Genomic DNA, 20,926 nt, shown 5'->3' with positions numbered 1-20,926 from the left:
ATGACGATATCCAATGCTACCCCGGTGTTCCAGGCGCGCGGCCTGACCAAGCGCTACGGCAATGTCACCGCCCTCGACGGCACCGACTTCGAACTGCGCGCCGGTGAGATTCTCGCGGTAATCGGCGACAACGGCGCCGGCAAGTCCAGCCTGATCAAGGCGCTGTCCGGCGCCATCGTGCCGGATACGGGCGAATTGCTGCTCGGGGGTAAGGCTGTCCACTTCGGCTCGCCGATCGACGCCCGCCGCCATGGCATCGAAACGGTTTACCAGGACCTGGCCGTCGCGCCGGCGATGACCATCGCCGAAAATCTGTTCCTCGGCCGCGAGATCCTCAAGCCTGGCATCATGGGCAAATGCTTCCGCGTCATCGACAAGAAGAAGATGCTGTCCGAGGCGATCCGCCACATGCAGGATCTGAAGATCGGCATCCGTTCGATGCAACAGGCGGTGGAAACCTTGTCCGGCGGTCAGCGCCAGGGCGTGGCGGTGGCGCGCAGTACGGCCTTCGCCCGCCACGTGGTCATCCTCGACGAGCCCACCGCCGCGCTGGGGGTCAAGGAAGGCAATATGGTGCTGGAGCTGATCCGCCGTGTGCGCGACCGGGGCCTGGCCGTGGTGCTGATCAGCCACAACATGCCGCACGTGTTCGAGATCGCCGACCGCATCCACATCCAGCGGCTGGGCCGGCGCGCCGCCGTGGTCAACCCCAAGACGATCAGCATGTCCGACACCGTCGCCGTGATGACGGGCGCCAAGGACCCCGCCCACCTGCCGGAAGATGCCCATGCTTAAAGGAATCGATGCCGCGCTCACGCCCGAGCTGCTGAAGGTGTTGTGCGAGATGGGGCACGGCGACGAGATCGTGGTGGTGGACGCCAACTTCACGGCCGCGTCGCTGGGCCGTGGCAAACCCGTCATCCGCATGCCCGGCATCGACCTGCGCCGCGCTTGCACGGCGGTGCTGTCGGTGTTCCCGCTGGACCAGTCGGTGGAGCAACCGGTCGCCTACATGAAGGTCGAGCACACGCCCGAGGGCTACGCGTCCGATGTGCAGCGCTCGGTCATCGCGCTGGCCGGCGAACTGGCCTCGGCCGCGCCCGGACAATGCGCGGCGGTCGAGCGTTTCGCCTTCTACGACCGGGTCGGCCGCGCCTACGCCATCGTCCAAACCGGCGAGGCGCAACCGTATGCCAACTTCATTTTTAAGAAGGGCGTTATCGATGCCGCTCTGGCATAATTAAATAATGCCAAACAATAAAAAATTACAAACAGAGACAGATCCCGGCGCAGCGCCGACCGAGGATGACATCCGGCGGCTGCGTCCGCGCGGCTCCAACCAGATCGGCATGAGCCAGTTCAACGAACGGGTCGTGCTGCAAACCATCCGCCTGCACGGCCCGATGCCGAAAGCCGATCTGGCCAGGCAGACCAACCTGAGCACGCAGACCATCTCGCTGATCATCAACCGCTTGCTCGAGGAGGGCTTGGTGCTCAAGCGCGAAGCGCTGCGCGGCAAGGTCGGGCAACCGTCGGTGCCGATCGCGCTCGATCCGGACGGCGCCTTCTCGATCGGCATCAAGATCGCGCGGCGCAGCCTGGACGTGCTGCTCATCGATTTCGTTGGCAAGACGCGCGAGCGCTCGTCGCTGTCGTACACCTTTCCCGATCCCGACACGCTGTTCGTCGAAATCGAAAAGCAGCTGGCGCTGATCCACGAGCGGCTCGGCCCGGCGCGCGCCAAGCGCCTGAGCGGCATCGGCATCGCCGCCCCGCTGGCCCTCGGCGGCTGGCAGAAGCTGCTCGGCATCGCCCCCGAGCAGGCGGAAAAATGGAACTGCATCGACATCCGCGAGCGGGTGCAGGCGATGACCGGGCTGCCGGTGCAATTCGTCAAGGACACCGCCGCCGCCTGCGTGGCCGAACTGGTCGCCGGCCGGGGCCGCAGCATCAAGAGTTTCCTGTACGTGTACGTCGACACTTTTATCGGCGGCGGCCTGGTCATCGACAGCAACCTGCGCGGCGGCCTGCACGGCAACGCCGGCGCCATCGGCTCGATCCCGCTCGGGCTGGCGCGGCGCGGCGACACCGCGCAGCCGGCGCAATTGTTAAGCGACGCCTCCCTGTTCAGCCTGGAGCGATCGTTCATTGCCGCCGGGCTGGACGAGGCGGCCTCTTTCGACGGCCGCGCGCTGCGCGAACCGTGGCGTCCGCACACGATGGCGTGGCTGGACCACGCCGCGCGCGCCATCGCATTGACCATCAACAGCGCCGCCTGCCTGCTCGACCTCGACAGCGTGATCATCGACGGCTCGTGCGAGCGCAGCCTGCTCGACGAACTGTTGCCGCAGGTGGAGACCGCGCTGGGCTACTACAGCTGGGAAGGCGTGTCGCGCCCGTCGGTACTGGGCGGCACCATCGGCTCGGACGCGCGCGCCATCGGCGGCGCGCTGCTGCCGCTGTACGCCAACTTCGCCCCGGACAGCGAGCTGTTCCTCAAGTCCGACAAGTAGGCGTACAGCTGGCGTGGCGGCTAGTAGATCGACGCCTTCTTAGCGGTGTTGCTGATGCCGTACTGGCCGTACCACACCGTGTTGCCCCAACTCGTGGTCGTGGACCAATTTGTCATCAGATCGAGCCAGGCGTTGGCGGCATCGTTGCCTTGCGTCGACCAGGCAACATAGCCGACACCGAACTGCTGCGCATACTGCATCAGCAGCGGCGCATCGACCTTGGAGCCAAGGTTGTTGTTGCCGTTGTTGTAGTTGTAGCCGAACTCGCCGATCAACAAGGGCAAGTTGTTGCTCTTGTAGTTGTTCATCATGTTGTAGATGTCGTTCGGGTTATTGAACCTGACGTACGCGTGCACCGAGAACAGCAGGTTGTGCCGTGGGTCGTGGTTGAGCAGGTCCCAGCCGTACAACAGGCCGGCGCTGGCGTCCTGGCCCCAGGCGGGACTGTCGATGACGATGGTCGTGGTAAAGCCGGCGTTGCGCAGGGTCGTGATTGGCTGCATGTAGGCGTTGCGCCACTGCAGCGGCGTCATATCGTTGTCGCCCCACTCGTTGGCGATGTTGATCATGGTGCTGCGCTCGTGTTTTTTGAGCACGGCGGCGACATCGCTGCGCACCCAATAGTTGGCCATATTCTGGAGCACGGTTGTGCTGTTGCTGCCCGTCCCGTCATGCAGTTCGACGATGGACACCATCTGCTGCGCCTCGATGGCCGTCAGGATCTGGTCAAGGCGCGACGCGGTGCCGTTCATGGTCCAGACGACGCGTATCAGGTTGGTCTTGCGCGCCGCCAGATTCGGCAGAACGTTGTAGGCCTGAGCGTCGAACCACGCATGTGGGTTGTTGACGCCACGGGCGATAAAGGCATTGCCGTTGGCGTCCTTCAGCACGCTGCCGGACACCGTGAAGCCCTTCGATGCGCTGGCGACAACCATGCAGGATTGATTATTTTCCCAACCCCAACCGTCGCCATCCGGGTCCGATGAGGCGATCGCGCACTTGGGGGCCACCTTGCACGACTGGTTGTTCTCCCAACCCCAGCCGTCACCGTCCGGGTCGGACGCCGCGCTTGAACAAGTCGGCGTAACCTGGGCTTGGGCCTGCCCCACCGCCGACAACACGATCGCGCCCGCGATCAACAGCTGCTTGATGTATTTTTTCATCCATGCTCTCCAGTATTGTTATTAAGGGGAAGCCCCTTGTTTTAATTATATGGAAGCAAATGATGTGAAATTTCGTGAAAGCGATTTTGACAATCAGTTTAGCGTCCGGCGCGCTAAACGCCGGACGGATCGCGCCGTACGCTAAACGTCAGAACCGCAACCGGGTCCGTACCGACCGGATCGACGAGCAGGCCAACGCGGCGGTGGCCATCATCGTGACGTAGTTCTCGACCGCTCGTATTAGCTCAATCAATTCGCGCACGTCGGATTGCGGCGATTGCATCTTTTTCGAGCATTTTGTTTTCCGGTCACTTAGTGTGACTTGGTCAACAATTGCAGATGCCGCAAATCGCATCCAACTTCTCAAGTGCAGCATCCAGCACCTTGCCGTGCCCACCGCCCCACGGGTGTTTTGTGGCGCCGCGTTCCTCCCAGTCGAAGGATTTCGGCTGAAACGCCAGCACGTAGCCGACCTCGCTCTTTGGCCCCTGCACTGCGACGGCAAAAGGGTTATCCGCATTGAACGCTGCGTGCGTCATTGGGAAGCCGATCACGATTCCTGTGCGCTCATTGAAGGCTTGCGGTGACGCCACAAGGAGTGGATGGACTCCGGGCATCTCCTTTCCAACATGGGGGCTGTGGTTCACGTAGATGATTTCACCCCGCTCAGGAACCCATTTGACGGGTGTCTTCGCGACCATCAGCGAGCTTCCTTGCCGACCGGTGCGAACGCCATCACTTCGCCACCGTGCCTCGTCTTGTCGAACGAGGCCAGCATTTCGTCCAAGGTCGGTTTCCGGTCGGTGATCTCCACGATGATCTTGCCTGGCTGCGCGATGACGCGCACCTGGGTGCCGTCAACGATGCCTGCTGCCTTTGCGATCATTTTATTCAAGCGCAAGGCAAGCCCATTACCCCATGTGTTGATGGAAGTTTCAATTGCTTGCTGTGCCATAGCATTTCTCCCTAAGAGTCAAATATCGTAGACACACCGTATCAACAAATCATCTATGTGTCAACGATGTTGATACGTCACGCTAAACGACGCGGCGGCGGAATCCAGATCATTTGCAAGTGGTGAGCCGCCACCGGCGGCCTATGACTTCGATACGGTGGGGAAGAAAATCTTCCGGACAAAGTTGATCACCTCGGTACGCGCCTGCGTGGCCGCCGCCTCGTTGCGCCCGGCATGCGCGCCGAACTTCGTGCAGGCCTTGTAGAAATCGGTCAGCTTGGCCGGGTCGATCGTGGCGCCCGTCAGTTCGGAGTGGATGGTCCAGGGTTCGATATCCCAGCGCACCACGCCGCACGGTGTCGAGACGCTCGCCTTGGGCAGCCACGTCACCGCGTAGGTGGCGTCGAAGGAATGGCCGGCGCCGGCGTACTTGACGGTGCGGATCGGCGCGCCGGCCTCGGCATACTTCGCCGCCAGCGATATGCACCCTGCGGCGCCGACGTAATCGTCTGCCGCGCCCACCAGGCTCAGGATCGGCGCGCCGGTCACCTGGCGCGACCAATAGACATCGTTGCACCCGGCGTAGAGCGGGATGTGCAACGCGAAGCGCAAGTCGGTCTTGATGACGGCGTGGCGCAGCGGTTCGATGGCGCTGCGGAAGGCGACCGCGCCGCCGCGCGAGAAACCCATCACGCCGATGCGCTCGGGATCGATGCGCGGATCTTCCCCCAGCACTTGCAGCGCCTGCAGGCCGTCCATCAAATTGGCGGCCGGCGGCACCAGCGTCTGGTCCTCCACGGTGCGGATGACCCCGCGCGGCTCGTAACTGCTGACGACGAAGGTGGCGACCCCGATCGAATTGAGCGCGGCCACCCACATCTTGGTGTTGGCCTCAATGCCGGCGCTGCCGTGCATGATGACCATCGCCGGCACCGGACCCTCGCCGTCGCGCATGCGCGGCATCGTCATATCGGCCCAGACCCGCTGCGGCGCCCAGTTTTGCCGCCGTTCGCGCGCGAGGTCGTACATGGTGGGCGGCGTGTAGCTGTCGAACTCGACGCGCGTAACGGCGGGGTCGGTGGTCGTGCTTTGCGCCCGCGCCGCCGGCATTCCGGCGGCGGCGAGCGCCAACAACAAGGTGGCAAAAGTGGTCCAGTACTTCATCGAGCGGCTCCGATTGGTTTGAATGCCGCCGATTCTATGAAAGTTACCGTTAAGATAATGTTAAATCAGAAAACTTTATTTACTCAGGCCACCTGAGGGGATACTTATAAATTCAACCCGCCCGTGCGGACCGGCGGCGGCGCGCCACGGCGCCGACCAGGCCGAGGCCGGCCAGCATCATCGCGTAGGTTTCCGGCTCGGGTACGGCCGCCACGCCCATGGTCCAGGTGCCCGGCGCGGTGATCGCGCCCTGGAAGTAGTAATAGGTCTCGTAACCGCCGACGACGCTGTCGCCGTTGTTCGTGGTGGTGATGTTGCTGATGTCTTCCCTGCCCTCCGGGGTGTGCAATTGGCGCAGCAGGCTGATGTCCCATACCGTGGGCAAGCCATTGGCGTCGACCGCGCCGATGTCCATGTTCACCGTCCAGTTGGGATTCCAGACCGAGCCGGGCGGACGGGTCGGATCGGCGTCCGGATTGGGATAGAGCAGCGACTGCGGGTGGGTCGGATTATCGTTCGACCACCGGTTCATGTAGATGACCGTGTCGGGCGACCACGCGGAGCCGGCCGTCAGCAGTGTGGGCGTGAAGATCTGCACCGTGATGACGCTGTAATGGGTGAAGGTGATATCGCTTCGATACGCGGTGTGTTCGACCGGGATCACCTGGCTGACATAGTTGTACTGATACGCGTGGGCCGAACCGCCAAACAAACTGGCTAGCGAAATGCACATAACAATCAACAAGTTACGCATAGTGCCTCCTGTATTTTTTGACCGCGCCAAATGGCGCAACGCGAGCTTAATACAGTTAGCAATTCTGCATGATAGTTTTTTTGTTCAAGATCGCTGCGCGGTGAAAGGATCAGGCAATCGAGCTCGTCCCATGCGGCCGGCGCGGTCAGGCGCAGCGCGTCAGCAAACGTTGGCAAGCCCCGTGGAACAGGCGCCGGGCCGGTGAAATCAAGCGCTCCTTGCGCTGCACGTCGCCGGCCACAACCTCATGCTCGACGGCGCCGTTCGCCCCCAGCACCGTCAGTTTGTCGCAACACTCGTACACCAGGGCCGCCAGCACGACGTCGACCTCCATCCGCCCCTGCGAGACCTGCGCCTGCATACGCTCGGTGATATGGATGAAGGCCGTCACCGCGTCCTCGCCCAGCAGGTGGCGGCGCGCCGCAATCGCGCCAGCCGTATCCATGCCGCGCGGCGCCAGGATCTGGTCGATCAGGTGCAAGACGGACCGGTACTCCCGGACGTATTGTTCATAATGTTCGTACAGTGGCGCTATGTTCATTTTAAACCCCTCCCTCGATACCCACACAATGCATCAGTCCGCATCGCGGGACCATCAGCCGCGTCGGATAGTGATGTAGGGATTTGCCCGTGTTCTTGTAGGGCAAACGGCGCACCCGCCCGCACGCCTTGGCAGCGACGGCGCCGCTCATTGACTGAAGCTCAATTGCATCGCGGGGGCGGCCACACCCGCCACCGCGCGCCTTTCCGCCCCGGGCGATCCGTCGGCGGCGAGCTTGAACACGCCCACCGCGCGCACCAGGCCGCCGGCCTGGTCCTGCAGCGCGGCGGCGGCGGCCGCGGCCTCCTCCACCAGCGCCGCGTTCTGCTGCGTGACCCGGTCCATCTGGACGATGGCTTGATTGATTTGCTCGATGCCGGCGCTCTGCTCCTGGCTGGCCGAGGTGATCTCGCCCATGATATCGGTCACGCTGCGGATGCTCTGGACGATGGCGCGCATGGTCGAGCCGGCATGGTCGACCAGCTTGGCGCCGGCGTCGACCTTTTCCACCGATGCGCCGATCAACTGTTTGATCTCCTTGGCGGCGGCGGCCGAGCGCTGTGCCAGGTTGCGCACCTCGGTGGCGACCACGGCGAAGCCGCGCCCCTGTTCGCCCGCGCGCGCGGCCTCGACCGCCGCGTTGAGCGCCAGGATATTGGTTTGGAAGGCGATGCCGTCGATCACGCCGATGATCTCGACGATCTTCTTCGACGCGCCATTGATCGCGTCCATGGTGTCGACCACGCGGGCGACGACCTCCCCGCCTTCGACCGCCACGGCGGAGGCCGAAATGGCCAGCTGGTTGGCCTGGCGCGCGTTGTCGGCGTTCTGCCTGACGGCCGATGTCATTTCCTCCATCGAGGACGCGGTCTCCTCCAGCGTACTGGCCTGCGTCTCGGTGCGCGACGACAGATCGATGTTGCCGCTGGCGATCTGGCCGGAGGCGGCGGCGATGGCGTCGGTGCCGCTGCGCACCTGGCCGACGATGGTGACCAGGCCCTCGTTCATGTCCTTGAGCGCTTGCAATAGTTGTCCCGTCTCGTCCCGCGTATCGACCTCGATGCGGCTCGACAGGTCGCCGTCGGCGACGGCCCGCGCCACCGCCACCGCCGCGCGGATCGGCACGGTCACCGAGCGCGTGGCGAACCAGGCGATGGCCGCGCCCAGCAGCGCCGCCACGGCGGTGAGCATCAGCACCAGCGAACGCGCGCGGTCGTAGGCCGCGCCGGCTTGCCCCACTTCCATCTTGTTGTTCGCCTTTTGCAATTCGATGTTCTCGTCCATCGCGTCCTGCCACCGGGTCGCCGCCGGCGCGGCCTCTTTGATCAGCAGTTCGGTCGCCTCGGCGTCCCGGTCGGCCTTGGCCAGTGCGATCACCTTGTCGTTGAGCTCCGTGGACGCCAGCCGCGCTTCAGCCATCCTGGCGCGCACGGCCCGGCCCGCGACGCTGGCGGCGCTCTTGTCCAACTCTTCCCAGGCGGTGTTGTATTTCGCGCGGGCCGCCATGAGCTTGACAAGTTCCCGTTCGATCGCCGCCGGCTCGCTCAACAGCACGACCGTGCGCGTGACGCGGGAGATGATGTGGACCGATTCCGACATGTCTTGCACCAGGCTCATTTTATTGACGTTGACGTCGACGATCCGGTCGAGCGCGCGCTTGGTGCGACCCATGCCATTGACGCCCAGCGCCGCCACCACCGCCAGCAACAGCAGGACGACGCCGAAGCCGATGCCCAGGCGCGTACCGATTTTCCAATCTTTCATTTTTGTGTCTCCCCGTTCGGGCCTGCCTCGTGCGGGCGCCCATTGAATTCCAAAAGAAATTCATGTTATTTCAGGGAAATACTCGGGGTAATCAGTACATCCTGATATAACCGTAGGGAAAACCTGATCGGCCGGTAAGGCGCGCCCTCACAGGCCCAGCTCGTGCTTGTGGGCGACCCAGCGCAACGCCGCGTGCGCGCCGTCGAAGTCGAGGTCGTCGAGGCCGCGCTGGATCGCCTCGGCGTCCCAGGCGCCGAAGCTGGCGGCGAAGTCGGCGGCGCCGGCGGCGAACAGGCCGACCGCCGCGCCGTCGCGCTCGCACATCAGTTCGGCCAACCGGCGCAGCTCGCCCAGCCACTCCAGCGGCGCGCGCGCGGTGCCGGCGGCGGCCACGGCCTCGGCCTCGGCCGGCGGCAGGGCGTCGAGCTCGGCGCACAGCGCGGCCAGCGCGGTGTCGAGCGCGGCCAGCGCCGCCAACTCGGTGTGGGACGCGGCCGGCGCGTCCAAGTCCGGCGCCGCGCCGCCGGCGCGCGCCTCGCGGGCGCGCCGCGCCGCCCGTTCCAGCTCGCCGGCCAGGCGCGCCAGCGCGAGCGCGCCTATGCCCTCGGCCAGCCCGCGCAGCGAGTGCGCGTGGCGCTCGGCGCCGGCGTGGTCGCCGCGCCCGAGCGCGGCGCGGATGCGCCCGGCGCGGTCGCGCTCGTCGCGGGCGAACATGCGCAGCACCTTGAGCAGCAGCGCCTCGTCGCCGTCGACGCCCTGGCGCGCCAGCGCCAGGTCCAGGCCCGGCACGCCGTCCTCGGGCAGCGGCGCGCGCCGGCGCCGCGCACACCAGGCGCCGCGCGTGGCCGGGTCCAGATGCCTGCCCAGCATGCGGTACAGCTCGGCCGGTATCAACGGCTTGCTCAGATGGTCGTCGAAGCCCTCGTCGCGGCAGCGCTGGCGCTCGGCCGGCATGGCGTTGGCCGTCATGGCGATGATCGGCAGCGCGTCGAAGCGGGTGTCGCGGCGCAGCCGCGCGGTGGCGGCGTGGCCGTCGAGCTCGGGCATGTGCAAGTCCATGAAGACCAGCTGGTAGTGGCGCGCCGCGTCCACCGCGCGCAGCCGCTCGAGCGCCTCGCGGCCGTTGTTGGCCAGGTCGACGGCGACCCCGCAGGCCTCCAGCAGGCCGACGGCGATCTCCTGGTTGATCTCGTTGTCCTCGACCAGCAGCACGCGCGCGCCGTCGAACCGGGGCGGCGGGCGCCGCTGGCCCGGGGCGCCGGGGCGCTGCCCGGGCGCGAACAGGCGCAGCAGCTTATCGGCCATGGCGGCCCGCGTCACCGGCTTGACCAGGCAGGCGTCGGCGTCGCCGGTGCCGTCCGCCCCGTCCCCGGCCGCGCCGTTCAGCAGGGCCAGCTTGGGGGCGGCGCCGTCGCGCGCGGCCAGCACCGACGCCAGCGGCGCGGCAGCGTCGCCCCAGCCGCCCGCGCCGGCCAGGCCGGCATCGACCAGCAGCAGGTCGTAGCGCGCCGCGCCGGCCAGCGCGTGCGCGGCCGCCAGCGGGCCGTCGACGGCGACGGCGGCGATCCCCAGGCTGCCGAGCGTGCCCGCGAGCGCGGCGCGCGCGGTGGCGTTGTCGTCGACCACCAGCACCCGCAGCGCCGCCAGCGCCGCCGGCAGGCCCGGCGCCGCCGCCAGCGCGTCGCTGGCGCGCCCGAGCCACAGCTCGACGACGAAGCGGCTGCCGACGCCGGGCGCGCTGTCGACGGCGATCGTGCCGCCCATCAGGTCGACCAGGTTCTTGCAGATGCTCAGGCCCAGGCCGGTGCCGCCGAAGCGCCGCGTCGACGAGCCGTCGACCTGGGTGAAGGCCTGGAACAGCTGGTCGAGCTGGGGCGCCGACATGCCGATGCCGGTGTCGCGCACGCTGAAGGCGAGCCGCACGCGCCCGTCGCGCTCCTCGGGCGCGCGCACCGCCAGCGCCACCTCGCCGCCGGCGGTGAACTTGAGCGCGTTGTTGAGCAGGTTGATGAGCACCTGGCCGAGGCGCTGGGCGTCGCCGCACAGGCGCCTGGGCACGTCGGCCGGCACGTCGAAATTGCATTCGGGCGCGCCGCCGCCGGTGCCGCCGGCGATGGCGGCCACGTGGGCCAGCAGGTCGTCGAGGTCGAAGTCGGCGTTCTCGATGTCGAGCTTGCCGGCCTCGATCTTGGAGAAATCGAGGATGTCGCTGATGATACCCACCAGCGAATTGCCGGCGTTGTGGATCTTTTGCAGGTAGTCGCGCTGGCGCGACGCCGAGCCGGTGCCCAGCGCCAGGTAGGACAGGCCGATCACCGCGTTCATCGGCGTGCGGATCTCGTGGCTCATGTTGGCCAGGAACATGGACTTGGCCTGGGTGGCCTCCTCGGCCCGGGCCCGGGCCGCCTCGGCCTGCTGGAACAGGCGCGCGTTCTGCAGCGCCGCGCCCAAGTGGGCGGCGATGGTGTCGAGCAGGCGCTGGTCGCTGGCCTGATACGGCCCGGCGGCGCGCCGCACCGCCGCCGCGCCGCGCACCACGCCGTTGGCGATGATGGGCACATACAGGCCCGAGACCGCGCCGTCGTCGGCCAGCTCGCCCAGGCCGCTGGCCAGCACCCGCCCCAGCGCCGCCTCGTCGGCGGCGGCCAGGGCGTCGGCCCGGTCGTGGCCATGGACCTGGCCATGGGTATAGGCCACCAGGGGCGCGCCGCTGTCCCCGTCGAGCAAGGTGATGCAGGCGCGTTCGGCCTGGAACAGGCGGCGCACCTGGTCGCCCACCAGCGCGATCATCTGGTCGAGCTCGAGTTTGCCGGCCAGCGTGTGCGCCACCGCGTTGACCGCCGCCAGTTCGGCGTTGCGCTCGCTCGCCTCGCGGTGCTGGCGCTCGGCCTCGCCGCGCTGCTGGTCGGCCAGCGCCTTTTGCCGCAGCACCTCGGCGGTGCGGGCGACCACCTCGCGCTCGAGTGCGCCGCGCTGGGCCGCCAGGCGCCAGATGCGCAGCCGGTAGGCGCCGTACAGCGCGGCCAGCCCCGCCAGCGCCGCGGCGGCGCGGAACCACCAGGTCTGCCACCACCACGGCAGCACCCGCACCGGCAGCGCCAGCTCGCGCCCGCTCCAGACGCCGGCCCGGTTGGTGCCCCGGATCAACAGGCGGTAGTCCCCGGGCGGCAGGTTGGTGTAGGACGCCAGCCGGTGCGCGGCGTCGGCGTGGGCCCAGTCGCGGTCGAAGCCGTCGAGGCGGTAGGCATATTGGTTGAGCTCGGGGGCGGTGAAATCGAGCGCGGCGAAGGCCACGGCGAAGCTGTTGGCGTCGGCCGGCACCTCCAGCGCGGCGCCACCGTCGCCATGGTAGCGCCCCGGCGGCATCGGCTTGCCGCCCACCCGCACCTCGGTGACCACCAGCGGCGGCGCCAGGCGCCACGGCCGGTAGCGCTGCGGGCGCACCACGGTGACCCCGCCCGAACCGGCGAACAGCAGGTCGCCGCCGGCGCCGGCCACGCCCCCGCGCGCCCAGTACGGCGCGTAGCGCGCGCCCTCGGCCGGCCCCAGCGCGCCGACGGCGTAGCTGACCGGGTCGATGACGGCCAGGCCGTCGTCGGTGCAGGCCCAGATGCGGCCCTGGCCGTCCTCGAGCAACTGCGAGATATTGGTGTTGGACAAGCCCTCGGCCTTGCCCACGCGGTGGATGCGCCGGCGCCCGCCGGGCCCGGGTTCGAGCACATTAATGCCGCCGTCGCCGCCCACCCACAGCCGGCCGCGGCGGTCGGTGAGCATGCTGTTGATGTTCGGATGCGACAGCGCCGCCGGATCGTCGCGGTCGGCGCCGATGTGTTCGAGCACGGCGCCGCTGGCCGTGTCGATCCGGCTCAAGCCGGTGCTGGCGCCGACCCACAACGAACCGGCCGGCCCGGGCAGCAGGTCGCCGATCTCCAGGCCGCCGAGCCCGGCGACCTCGCGCACCTTGCGCAGCTTGGCGGGGCCGTCGAGGCGCGCCTGGAACAGTCCGCCGCTGGCGGTGCCGATCCACAAGCTGCCGCCGGCCTCGGTCATCGCCCGGATGTGCAGGCGCGGGTCGAGCCACGGGGCGTCGACGGCCGTGCCGGCGCGCCCGTCCGGGTCGGCGCGGAACAGGCCCGACGGCGTGGCCGCCCACATCTTGCCGGCCCGGTCCGCATACAGGGTGGTGACGTTGTAGGCCGACACCGTCGCGCCCGGGCGCGGCGCCGGCGGCCAGCGCGTGACGCGCCGGCGCGCCGGATCGACCACGTCCGCGCCGCGGCGCACCATGCCGACCCACAGGCCGCCGTCGGCCCCCTCGGCCAGGCTCATCACGTCGCCGTCGCTCAGGCCCGGGCGGGTGTTCTGGCGCGGCGCCAGCGACAGCGCCGCCTGCTGCGGCGCGCGCTGGTTCAGGCCGTTGTCGGTGCCGACCCACAACGCGCCGGCGCGGTCGGCGAACAGCGCGCGCACCACGCCGCTCGCGAGCCCGCCCGGCGCCAGCGGCTCGTGCGCCAGCAGGCGCGCGCGGCCGCTGGCGCGGTCGATCACGGCCACGCCCTCCGAATAGGAGCTCACCCACAGCTCGCCAGGGACCGGCTCGGCGAAGCCGGTGACCATGACGTGCTTCATCAGCGCGGCGGCGGCGGCGCCGTCGGCGTGGCGCCCGAGCCGGCCGCTGCGCGGGTCGAGCACGAATACGCCGGCGCCGTTAGTGCCGATCCACAACAAGCCGTCCTGGTCGACCATCAGCGCCGACACGGACGGGCCGTCGCCGGGGCGCACCGGCAGCGCCACCCTGGCGAAGCCGGCCGCGCCGGGCCCGCGCCGCGCCAGGCCCTCGCTGGTGCCGATCCAGACGGTGCCGTCGGCGCCCACCGCCAGCGATTCGATGATGTCGGCCGGCACGCTGGCCGGATCGTCCGGGTCGTGGCGGTAGCGGGTGGCGCGCGCCCGCGCCGGATCGTCCGGGTCGGCCAGATGGACCAGCCCGGTGGCGGTGGCCAGCCACAAGCCGTCGCCGCCGTCGCCGGCGATGGCCATCACGCCGCCGGCGGCCAGCCCTGCGCTCTTGGCGTTGTAGGTGACGAAGCCGTCGTCCCCTGGCACGTAGCGCGCCAGGCCGCCGGTGGAGGTGCCCACCCAGAAGCGCCCGCGGCGGTCGCTGTAGAGCGAGAGCACGTAGTTGTCCGGCAGCGAGCGCGGGTCGTCGGGGCTGTTGGTGTAGTTGCGGAAGCGGTAGCCGTCCCAGCGCGACAGGCCGCCGGCGGTGGCCACCCACAAGAAACCGGTGCGGTCCTGGGCGACGGCCATGACGATGACGTTGCCCAGCCCCTGCGGCGCGCCGACGGCCTGAAACATCGGCAAGGTCAGCTCGGACCAGCGCTCGGGCGCGACGACGTCCGCCGCTTCGCCCGCTCCCGCCGCCCGCCCGGGGGCCGACGGCGCGGCCGTGGCGGCCAGCGCGGCGCCGGCCAGCAGGCAACACGCCAGCGCCCGGCGCGCGCCGGGCCGGATCATGCCGGGTCCAGCGGCAGGCGCACGACGATGCGGGTGCGCCCGCCGGGCTGGCTGGCGATGGTCAACTGGCCGCCCAGGCTGAGCACGCGCTCGCGCACGCCGAGCAGGCCGAACGAATGGGCCCGCGTGCGCGCCGGGTCGAAGCCGCGGCCGTCGTCCTCGACCTCCAGCTCGCAGGCGTCGCCGTCGCGGCGCAGCGAAACGGCCGTCTCGCTGGCGTCGGCGTGGCGGGCGACGTTGGTGAGCGATTCCTGCACGATGCGGAACACGGCCACGGCCTGCGGTTCGCTCAGCTGGGCCTCGCCCAGCGCCAGGGTCAGGCTGCAATCGAGGCCACTGTGGCGGCGGAACTCGTCGACCAGCCATTCGAGCGCCGAGGCGATGCCCATGTCGAGCACGGTCGGGCGCAGGCTGGTGGCGACGTTGCGCACCACGCCGATGGTGCGGTCGACCAGCTCGGTCATGGCGCGCACCTGCTCGTTGAGGCCAGGGATCTCGGCGCCGAAGCGCACCCGCAGCAGCGCCGCCTGCATGCGCAGCGCCGTGAGCGACTGCCCCAGCTCGTCGTGCAGCTCGCGGGCGATGTGCTTGCGCTCGCATTCGCGCACACTCTCGCGGTGGGCGCTGAGCTCGCGCAGCTCGGCGGTGCGCTCGGCCACCTGGAGTTCCAGGCTGTCGCGGTATTGCTGCAGCACGCGCTCGGCGGCGCGGCGCTCGCGGTTCTCGCCCTCGAGCAGGGCGTTCTGCTGGACCAGCTGCGCCTGCATCGCGGCCAGCCGCAGGTGGGTCGTCACGCGCGCCAGCACCTCCTCGGCGCGCAGCGGCTTGGTCACGTAGTCGACCGCGCCGGCGGCGAAGCCGGCCACCTTCTCGGCCGTGCCGGTGAGCGCGGTCATGAAGATCACCGGCACGGCCGCGCCGGCGGCGGGGCCGGCCTTGAGGGCGCGGCAGACCTCGAAGCCGTCGATGCCGGGCAGCATCACGTCGAGCAGGATCAGGTCGGGCGGGGAGAAGGCGACGCGGCGCAGCGCCTCGTCGCCGCTGTGGGCCACGGCGAGGCGCAGGCCGTGCTGCTGCAGCATGGCCACGGCCAGGGTCAGGTTGGCCGGCGTGTCGTCGACGATCAGGATGGTGCGGTCGCGCAGGTCGGGCGGCATGCTCATGGTGTTTTCCGGCGCGCGGCGGGCCCCGGGCTACTGGCCCAGCGCGTGGTCGATGCCGTAGCGCAGCATGTCGGCGTTGCTCTGGAAACCCATCTTCTGCATCAGGCGCGCCTTGTGGGTGCTCACCGTCTTGTTGCTGATGGCCAGCTCCTCGGCGATCTGGTTGACGCTCTTGCCGCCGACGAACAGGCGGAAGATGCTCAGTTCGCGGTTGGACAATTGCTCGTGGGGGCGCTCGGCCTGCCCGCCCTCGCCCTCGAACACCATCTGCTCGGCCAGGCCGGGATCGATGTAGCGCCCGCCGGCGGCAACCTTGCGCACGGCCAGCAGCAAGGTCTCCGGGTCGCCGTCCTTGGTCATGTAGCCGTTGGCCCCGGCCTTGAGCGCGCGCCGCACCACCAGCGCCTCGTTGTGCATGCTCAGCACCAGGATCGGCAGGGTCGGCGCGTGGGCGCGGATGCGTCCGATCAGCTCGATGCCGCTGATGCCCGGCATCGACATATCCAGCAGCACCAGGTCGCACGGTTCGCCGCGCAGGCTTTCGATCACCTGCCCGCCGTTGGTGGCCTGCGCCACCACCGTCACATCGCCGGCCAGCGCGAACAATTGCAGCAGGCCGCCGCGCACGATCGCGTGGTCGTCGGCGATCAGAATTCGTATCATGATGGGGAACGGCTCTCCAGGGCAAATCGCAACATTCGGAGCGATCATGCTACCAGACAACACGCCGGTTTCGTTTTCTTGTTCCATTGTTACAACAATCCTCGCCGGCGGGTGCGGGCCGGGCCCGGCGCGGCGGGCATGGCGGTGTTGTGCATCGGGTTCTCCTGATCGGTATTGGCGTTCGTATGCCACAGCATGCCCGCGCGGGCGGGGCCGCGCCATCGGGCATTCTTGATTGTGCCGTAGGGCGGCGGCGCTGGCATGGTAGGGAAATCCCTACCGTGGCCGGGCGCTGATGTGATCGGCAAGGCGGCGCCATGGACGCGCGCCGGCGCAGGAAGAACGGCTCCCTGCCGCACCTCCCCGTAGCACCCTCCGCTAAATTTTCCGCATAAGCAAACGCGCAATCATTCGTTCACACGCTGAAACGGCCTCGATAGACTGCAAGCTCTTTCGATAGTCATAACCTGTTATGACAGCTTATATGACAGCTTATGCCGACCAGGTGAACCGATGACCAATTTCCGTACCGTTGAACTGTCCCCCGTCCCGCTCTATACGCAGGTGAAGGAAAACCTGCGCGAGCGCATCCTCGACGGCAGCTATCCGGCCCACGCCAAACTGCCGGCAGAGAGCGAGCTGAGCACGATCTTCGGCGTCAGCCGCATCACCGTGCGCCAGGCGCTCAACGACCTGCAAAAGGAAGGCGTGATCTTCAAGATCCCCGGCAAGGGCACCTTCGTCTCCAAACCCAAGGCCTTCCAGCAACTGACCCAGCTCGAGGGCTTCGGCGAGGCCATGGGCCGCATGGGCTACGAGATCTACAACCAGGTCACCAGCCACAAGACCATTGCCGCGCCGGCCCACGTGGCGCAGCGCCTAGGCTTGGCGGCCGGCGCCGACGTCGCCGAGATCAAGCGCGTGCGCCACCTCAACCGCGAGCCGGTGTCGCTGGAGGTAACCTATCTGCCGCCCGACATCGGCGAGCGCCTGCGCCGCGAGGACCTGGCCGGGCGCGACATCTTCCTGATCCTGGAAAACGACTACGGCATCGCGCTGGGCCGGGCCGACCTGCAGATCGACGCCATGCTGGCCGACGACACCTTGGCCCACGCGCTGCGCATCGAGGCCGGCACCGCGCTGCTGCGCATCGAGCGCCTGACCCACGCGGCCGACGGCACGCCGCTCGACTTCGAGTACCTGTATTTCCGCGGCGACGCCTTCCAGTATCGCCTGCAGATCGCGCGCCGAGGTTGAGCGCCCCCACGTTTTTCATCTGGAGCAAACCACTATGCAAACCATCATCGAAACCGTCGACGTGCTGGTGATCGGCGGCGGCACCGCCGGCCCGATGGCCGCCGTCAAGGCCAAGGAAGCCAACCCCAAGCTGCGCGTGCTGCTGCTGGAGAAGGCCCACGTCAAGCGCAGCGGCGCCATCTCCATGGGCATGGACGGCCTGAACAACGCAGTCGTGCCCGGCTTCGCGACGCCCGAGCAATACGTGAAGGAGATCACCACCGCCAACGACGGCATCGTCAACCAGCGCACGGTGATGACCTATGCCGAGAACAGCTATCCGATGATCGAGGAACTGGACCGCTGGGGCGTCAAGTTCGAGAAGGACGAGACCGGCGACTACGCGATGCGCAAGGTGCACCACATGGGCACCTACGTATTGCCGATGCCCGAAGGCCACGACATCAAGAAGGTGCTGTACCGCCGCCTCAAGCGCCAGCGCGTGGAGATCAGCAACCGCCTGGTGGCGACGCGCCTGCTGACGGCGGCCGACGGCAGCATCGCCGGCGCCATGTCCTTCGATTGCCGCACCGGCGACTTCCACGTGATCCGCGCCAAGGCGGTGGTGCTGGCCACCGGCGCCGCCGGCCGGCTGGGGCTGCCGGCCTCGGGCTACCTGTTCGGCACCTACGAGAACCCGACCAACGCCGGCGACGGCTACAGCATGGCCTATCACGCCGGGGCCGAGTTGTCGGGCATCGAGTGCTTCCAGATCAATCCGCTGATCAAGGATTACAACGGCCCGGCCTGCGCCTACGTGACCGGTCCGTTCGGCGGCTTCACCACCAACAACAAGGGCGAGCGCTTCATCGAGTGCGACTACTGGAGCGGCCAGATGATGCAGGAGTTCTACAACGAGCTGCAAGGCGGCAACGGCCCGGTATTCCTCAAGCTGGACCACCTGGCCGAGGAAACCATCAGCACCATCGAGACGATTTTGCACACCAACGAGCGGCCCAGCCGTGGCAGATTCCACGAGGGACGCGGCACCGATTACCGCGAGCAGATGGTCGAGATGCATATCTCGGAGATCGGCCTGTGCAGCGGTCACTCGGCCTCCGGCGTGTGGGTCAACGAACATGCCGAGACCACGGTGGCCGGCCTGTACGCGGCCGGCGACCTGGCTTGCGTGCCGCACAACTACATGCTGGGCGCCTTCGTCTACGGCAAGCTGGCCGGCGAAAGCGCGGCGCGCCGCTGCGCCGACATCGAACTGGCGCCGCTCGACGACGCCCAGGTCGAGGCCGAGCGGGAGCGGGTCTGGGCCCCGCTAAGCCGCACCGACGGCTTGCCGCCGGCCCAGGTCGAATACAAGCTGCGCCGCATGGTCAACGACTATCTGCAGCCGCCCAAGGTCACGCGCAAGATGGAGATCGGCCTGACCCGCTTCGAGGCCATCCGCGCCGATCTGGACCGCTTGTCGGCCGCCGGCCCGCATGAGCTGATGCGCACACTGGAGGTGCACGCGATCCGCGACTGCGCCGAGATGGCGGCGCGCGCTTCGCTGTTCCGCACCGAGAGCCGCTGGGGCCTGTACCACAACCGGGTCGATCACCCCGAGCGCAACGACGCCGACTGGCTGTGCCATGTGCAGCTGAAGAAGGTCGATGGCGAGATGACCTGCTTCAAGCGTCCGCTGGAGCCGTACATCGTCGCCCTCGACGAACAGGAGAAGCAAGCCTATCAACGACTGCGGATCGGTAAAGAGACAGCCACCGCGAACACCGCGCCGCAAGCCGAAGCGCTTGCCGTTTAAGGAGAACACCATGCCCATCGCGCTCAACCCAAGCAGCGTTCCGGTCCGCGTCAACGAGGAGCTGTGCATCGCCGACAAGGGCTGCACCGTGTGCGTCGACGTCTGCCCGCTGGACGTGCTGGCCATCGACTTCACCAAAGGCAAGGCCTTTATGAAATTCGACGAATGCTGGTACTGCATGCCCTGCGAAAAAGATTGCCCGACCGGCGCCGTCACGGTCGATATTCCCTACTTGTTGCGCTGACCTATCTGGAGAATCACATGTTCTTGCATCGCACTTTGACCACCCTGCTGCTGGCGGCCCTGAGCGCCGGCGCGGCCAACGCCGAGACGATCCGCATCGCCATCGGCACCCAGGACACAACCATCAACTGCGCCACCGGCGGCCTGCTGATCCGCGAACTGAAGCTGCTGGAAAAATACCTGCCGCGCGACGGCAAGTACAAGGACGCGCAATACGAGATCGTCTGGAAGAACTTCACCTCCGGCGCGCCGCTGACCAACGAGATGGTCGCCGGCAAGCTCGACATCGGCTCGATGGCCGACTTCCCGGGCTCCTTCAACGGCGCCGCGTTCGAGAAGGCCGGCAAGAAAAGCCTCTTCATCACCGTGCTGTCGGGCAGCGTGCAAGGCAGCGGCAACGGCATCGTGGTGCCGAAGGCATCGGCGGTGCAGTCGCTCGCCGAGCTCAAGGGCAAAACCATCTCGGTGCCGTTCGCGTCCACCGCCCACGGCATGCTGCTGCGCGCCATCAAGGCGCAAGGCTGGGAGCTGGACAGGGACATCACCGTCGTCACGCAGGCGCCGGAAGTGGCCGGATCTGCGCTGCAAAGCAACAAGATCGACGCCCACGCCGACTTCGTGCCGTTCGCGGAACTGTTCCCGCACCGGGGCTACGCCCGCAAGATCTTCGACGGTTCGCAAGCCAAGTCCCCCACCCTGCACGGCAGCCTGGTCGACGCCGCCTACGCGGCCAAGTATCCGGAGATCGTCACCGCCTTCCTGCGCGCCGCCATCGAGGCCGACCGCCTGATCGCGGCCGAACCGGAGAAGTACAGCGAACTGATTGCAAAGGTGACCGGCATCGAGGCCGAGGTCGATTACCTGTTCCACGGCCCGTTGGGCTTGCAAACGCGCGACTTCAGCTGGAAGCCGGAGTACCGCCAGGCCGTCAAGACCTCGATCGAAACGCTGCGGCTGATGAAGCGCACCGACAACGACCTCGACGTCAACACCTTCATCGACGACCGCTACATCCGCGCCGCCTTCAAGCAAGCCGGCCTGGACTACGACGCGCGGCTGAAGAACTACAATCGCCTGCCGCTGGTGGCCAAGGACGCGGCCACCGGCAAGCCGATCACCGACTTCTCGCGCCTGACGCAGATCTGGGTCGACGGCGAACCGCTGGTGCGCCACTACACCAGCGCCGACAGCGCCTTTACCGCGCTGCGCCAACTCGACAAAGACGGCAAGAAGGTGCGCGTGGTCTACGCCCACGACCGCGACAGCGGCCTGAAGCTATTCGCCCGCGACGCATGGTTCGTCACCGTCAAAGGCGATACCAGCGCCTTCCTGACGCGGGCGTCGGCCGACGCCTGGGCCGCCCGCAACGGCGGCTCCGTCGTCGACTTCGCCGCCGCGCGGGGCACCACGCCCGCCCTCGCGGCCAAATAGGAG

Annotated in this window: 17 protein-coding genes and 2 pseudogenes; 8 read left to right on the top strand and 11 right to left on the bottom strand. The window is 67.8% G+C overall.

Annotated features, from left to right (window positions below; genetic code table 11):
* Genes NHH88_17800 through NHH88_17790 form a run of 3 tightly spaced genes read left to right on the top strand, consistent with a single transcriptional unit; the run spans position 1 to position 2,513 of the window.
* Positions 1 to 795 carry an ATP-binding cassette domain-containing protein gene (locus NHH88_17800; protein USX11566.1) on the top strand — a complete coding sequence of 265 codons (795 nt, stop codon included), beginning with the start codon at positions 1 to 3 and terminating at the stop codon, positions 793 to 795.
* Positions 788 to 1,240, top strand: a complete 453-nt coding sequence (locus tag NHH88_17795; protein USX11565.1) for an RbsD or FucU transport — start codon at positions 788 to 790, stop codon at positions 1,238 to 1,240. The genes NHH88_17800 and NHH88_17795 overlap by 8 nt, the downstream gene beginning before the upstream one ends.
* A gap of 7 nt (positions 1,241 to 1,247) precedes the next feature.
* Entirely contained in the window at positions 1,248 to 2,513 is a 1,266-nt protein-coding gene (locus tag NHH88_17790) for an ROK family transcriptional regulator (GenBank protein USX11564.1), read from the top strand.
* A gap of 20 nt (positions 2,514 to 2,533) precedes the next feature.
* Here the strand turns inward: NHH88_17790 and NHH88_17785 are convergent, their stop codons facing one another.
* A complete protein-coding gene (locus NHH88_17785; GenBank protein ID USX11563.1) occupies positions 2,534 to 3,676 on the bottom strand; it encodes a cellulase family glycosylhydrolase in 1,143 nt (380 codons plus the stop codon).
* Positions 3,677 to 3,762: 86 nt separating this feature from the next.
* Between NHH88_17785 and NHH88_17780 the strand changes: the two genes are divergently transcribed.
* Positions 3,763 to 3,900 (top strand): hypothetical protein, encoded by a 138-nt coding sequence (locus NHH88_17780; protein ID USX11562.1) that lies wholly within the window; start codon positions 3,763 to 3,765, stop codon positions 3,898 to 3,900.
* A 102-nt stretch (positions 3,901 to 4,002) separates the two neighbouring features.
* Here NHH88_17780 and NHH88_17775 read toward each other — a convergent pair whose 3' ends face one another.
* The 10 genes and pseudogenes from NHH88_17775 to NHH88_17730 form a co-directional block, all read right to left on the bottom strand.
* Positions 4,003 to 4,377, bottom strand: coding sequence for a type II toxin-antitoxin system PemK/MazF family toxin (locus NHH88_17775; GenBank protein ID USX11561.1), 375 nt, complete (start codon positions 4,375 to 4,377; stop codon positions 4,003 to 4,005).
* Positions 4,377 to 4,631 (bottom strand): hypothetical protein, encoded by a 255-nt coding sequence (locus tag NHH88_17770; GenBank protein USX11560.1) that lies wholly within the window; start codon positions 4,629 to 4,631, stop codon positions 4,377 to 4,379. The genes NHH88_17775 and NHH88_17770 overlap by 1 nt, the downstream gene beginning before the upstream one ends.
* A 141-nt stretch (positions 4,632 to 4,772) precedes the next feature.
* A complete protein-coding gene (locus tag NHH88_17765; protein ID USX11559.1) occupies positions 4,773 to 5,795 on the bottom strand; it encodes a dienelactone hydrolase family protein in 1,023 nt (340 codons plus the stop codon).
* A 112-nt stretch (positions 5,796 to 5,907) separates the two neighbouring features.
* The gene (locus NHH88_17760) at positions 5,908 to 6,549 is read right to left on the bottom strand and encodes an FxDxF family PEP-CTERM protein (protein ID USX11558.1); all 642 of its coding nucleotides are present in this window, start codon (positions 6,547 to 6,549) and stop codon (positions 5,908 to 5,910) included.
* Positions 6,550 to 6,694: 145 nt separating this feature from the next.
* Positions 6,695 to 7,090: a hypothetical protein gene (locus tag NHH88_17755; GenBank protein ID USX11557.1), complete on the bottom strand. Its 396-nt coding sequence runs from the start codon at positions 7,088 to 7,090 to the stop codon at positions 6,695 to 6,697.
* A 147-nt stretch (positions 7,091 to 7,237) separates the two neighbouring features.
* A pseudogene (locus tag NHH88_17750) lies at positions 7,238 to 8,182 on the bottom strand (methyl-accepting chemotaxis protein).
* A gap of 219 nt (positions 8,183 to 8,401) precedes the next feature.
* Positions 8,402 to 8,854: pseudogene (locus NHH88_17745) on the bottom strand (MCP four helix bundle domain-containing protein).
* 147 nt (positions 8,855 to 9,001) lie between these two features.
* Positions 9,002 to 14,371, bottom strand: a complete 5,370-nt coding sequence (locus NHH88_17740; protein ID USX11556.1) for an ATP-binding protein — start codon at positions 14,369 to 14,371, stop codon at positions 9,002 to 9,004.
* Positions 14,368 to 15,534, bottom strand: a complete 1,167-nt coding sequence (locus NHH88_17735) for a response regulator (protein ID USX11555.1) — start codon at positions 15,532 to 15,534, stop codon at positions 14,368 to 14,370. Before NHH88_17735 ends, NHH88_17740 begins: the two co-directional genes overlap by 4 nt.
* 30 nt (positions 15,535 to 15,564) lie before the next feature.
* Positions 15,565 to 16,197: a response regulator transcription factor gene (locus NHH88_17730; GenBank protein USX11554.1), complete on the bottom strand. Its 633-nt coding sequence runs from the start codon at positions 16,195 to 16,197 to the stop codon at positions 15,565 to 15,567.
* 513 nt (positions 16,198 to 16,710) lie between these two features.
* On the opposite strand from NHH88_17730, the gene NHH88_17725 reads away from it, so the two are divergent.
* Genes NHH88_17725 through NHH88_17710 form a run of 4 tightly spaced genes read left to right on the top strand, consistent with a single transcriptional unit; the run spans position 16,711 to position 20,923 of the window.
* Positions 16,711 to 17,454 carry a GntR family transcriptional regulator gene (locus NHH88_17725; GenBank protein USX11553.1) on the top strand — a complete coding sequence of 248 codons (744 nt, stop codon included), beginning with the start codon at positions 16,711 to 16,713 and terminating at the stop codon, positions 17,452 to 17,454.
* Between the two features lie 34 nt (positions 17,455 to 17,488).
* Positions 17,489 to 19,249, top strand: a complete 1,761-nt coding sequence (locus NHH88_17720) for a fumarate reductase/succinate dehydrogenase flavoprotein subunit (protein USX11552.1) — start codon at positions 17,489 to 17,491, stop codon at positions 19,247 to 19,249.
* A 10-nt stretch (positions 19,250 to 19,259) separates the two neighbouring features.
* Positions 19,260 to 19,493, top strand: coding sequence for a ferredoxin family protein (locus tag NHH88_17715; GenBank protein ID USX11551.1), 234 nt, complete (start codon positions 19,260 to 19,262; stop codon positions 19,491 to 19,493).
* 17 nt (positions 19,494 to 19,510) lie between these two features.
* Entirely contained in the window at positions 19,511 to 20,923 is a 1,413-nt protein-coding gene (locus NHH88_17710) for an ABC transporter substrate-binding protein (protein USX11550.1), read from the top strand.
* Positions 20,924 to 20,926 lie beyond the last annotated feature (3 nt).

Source organism: Oxalobacteraceae bacterium OTU3CAMAD1 (assembly GCA_024123915.1).
Lineage (GTDB): Bacteria > Pseudomonadota > Gammaproteobacteria > Burkholderiales > Burkholderiaceae_D > Rugamonas.
The sequence above is the reverse complement of the archived record's forward strand: the minus strand, read 5'-3'. Positions and strand labels throughout refer to the sequence as shown.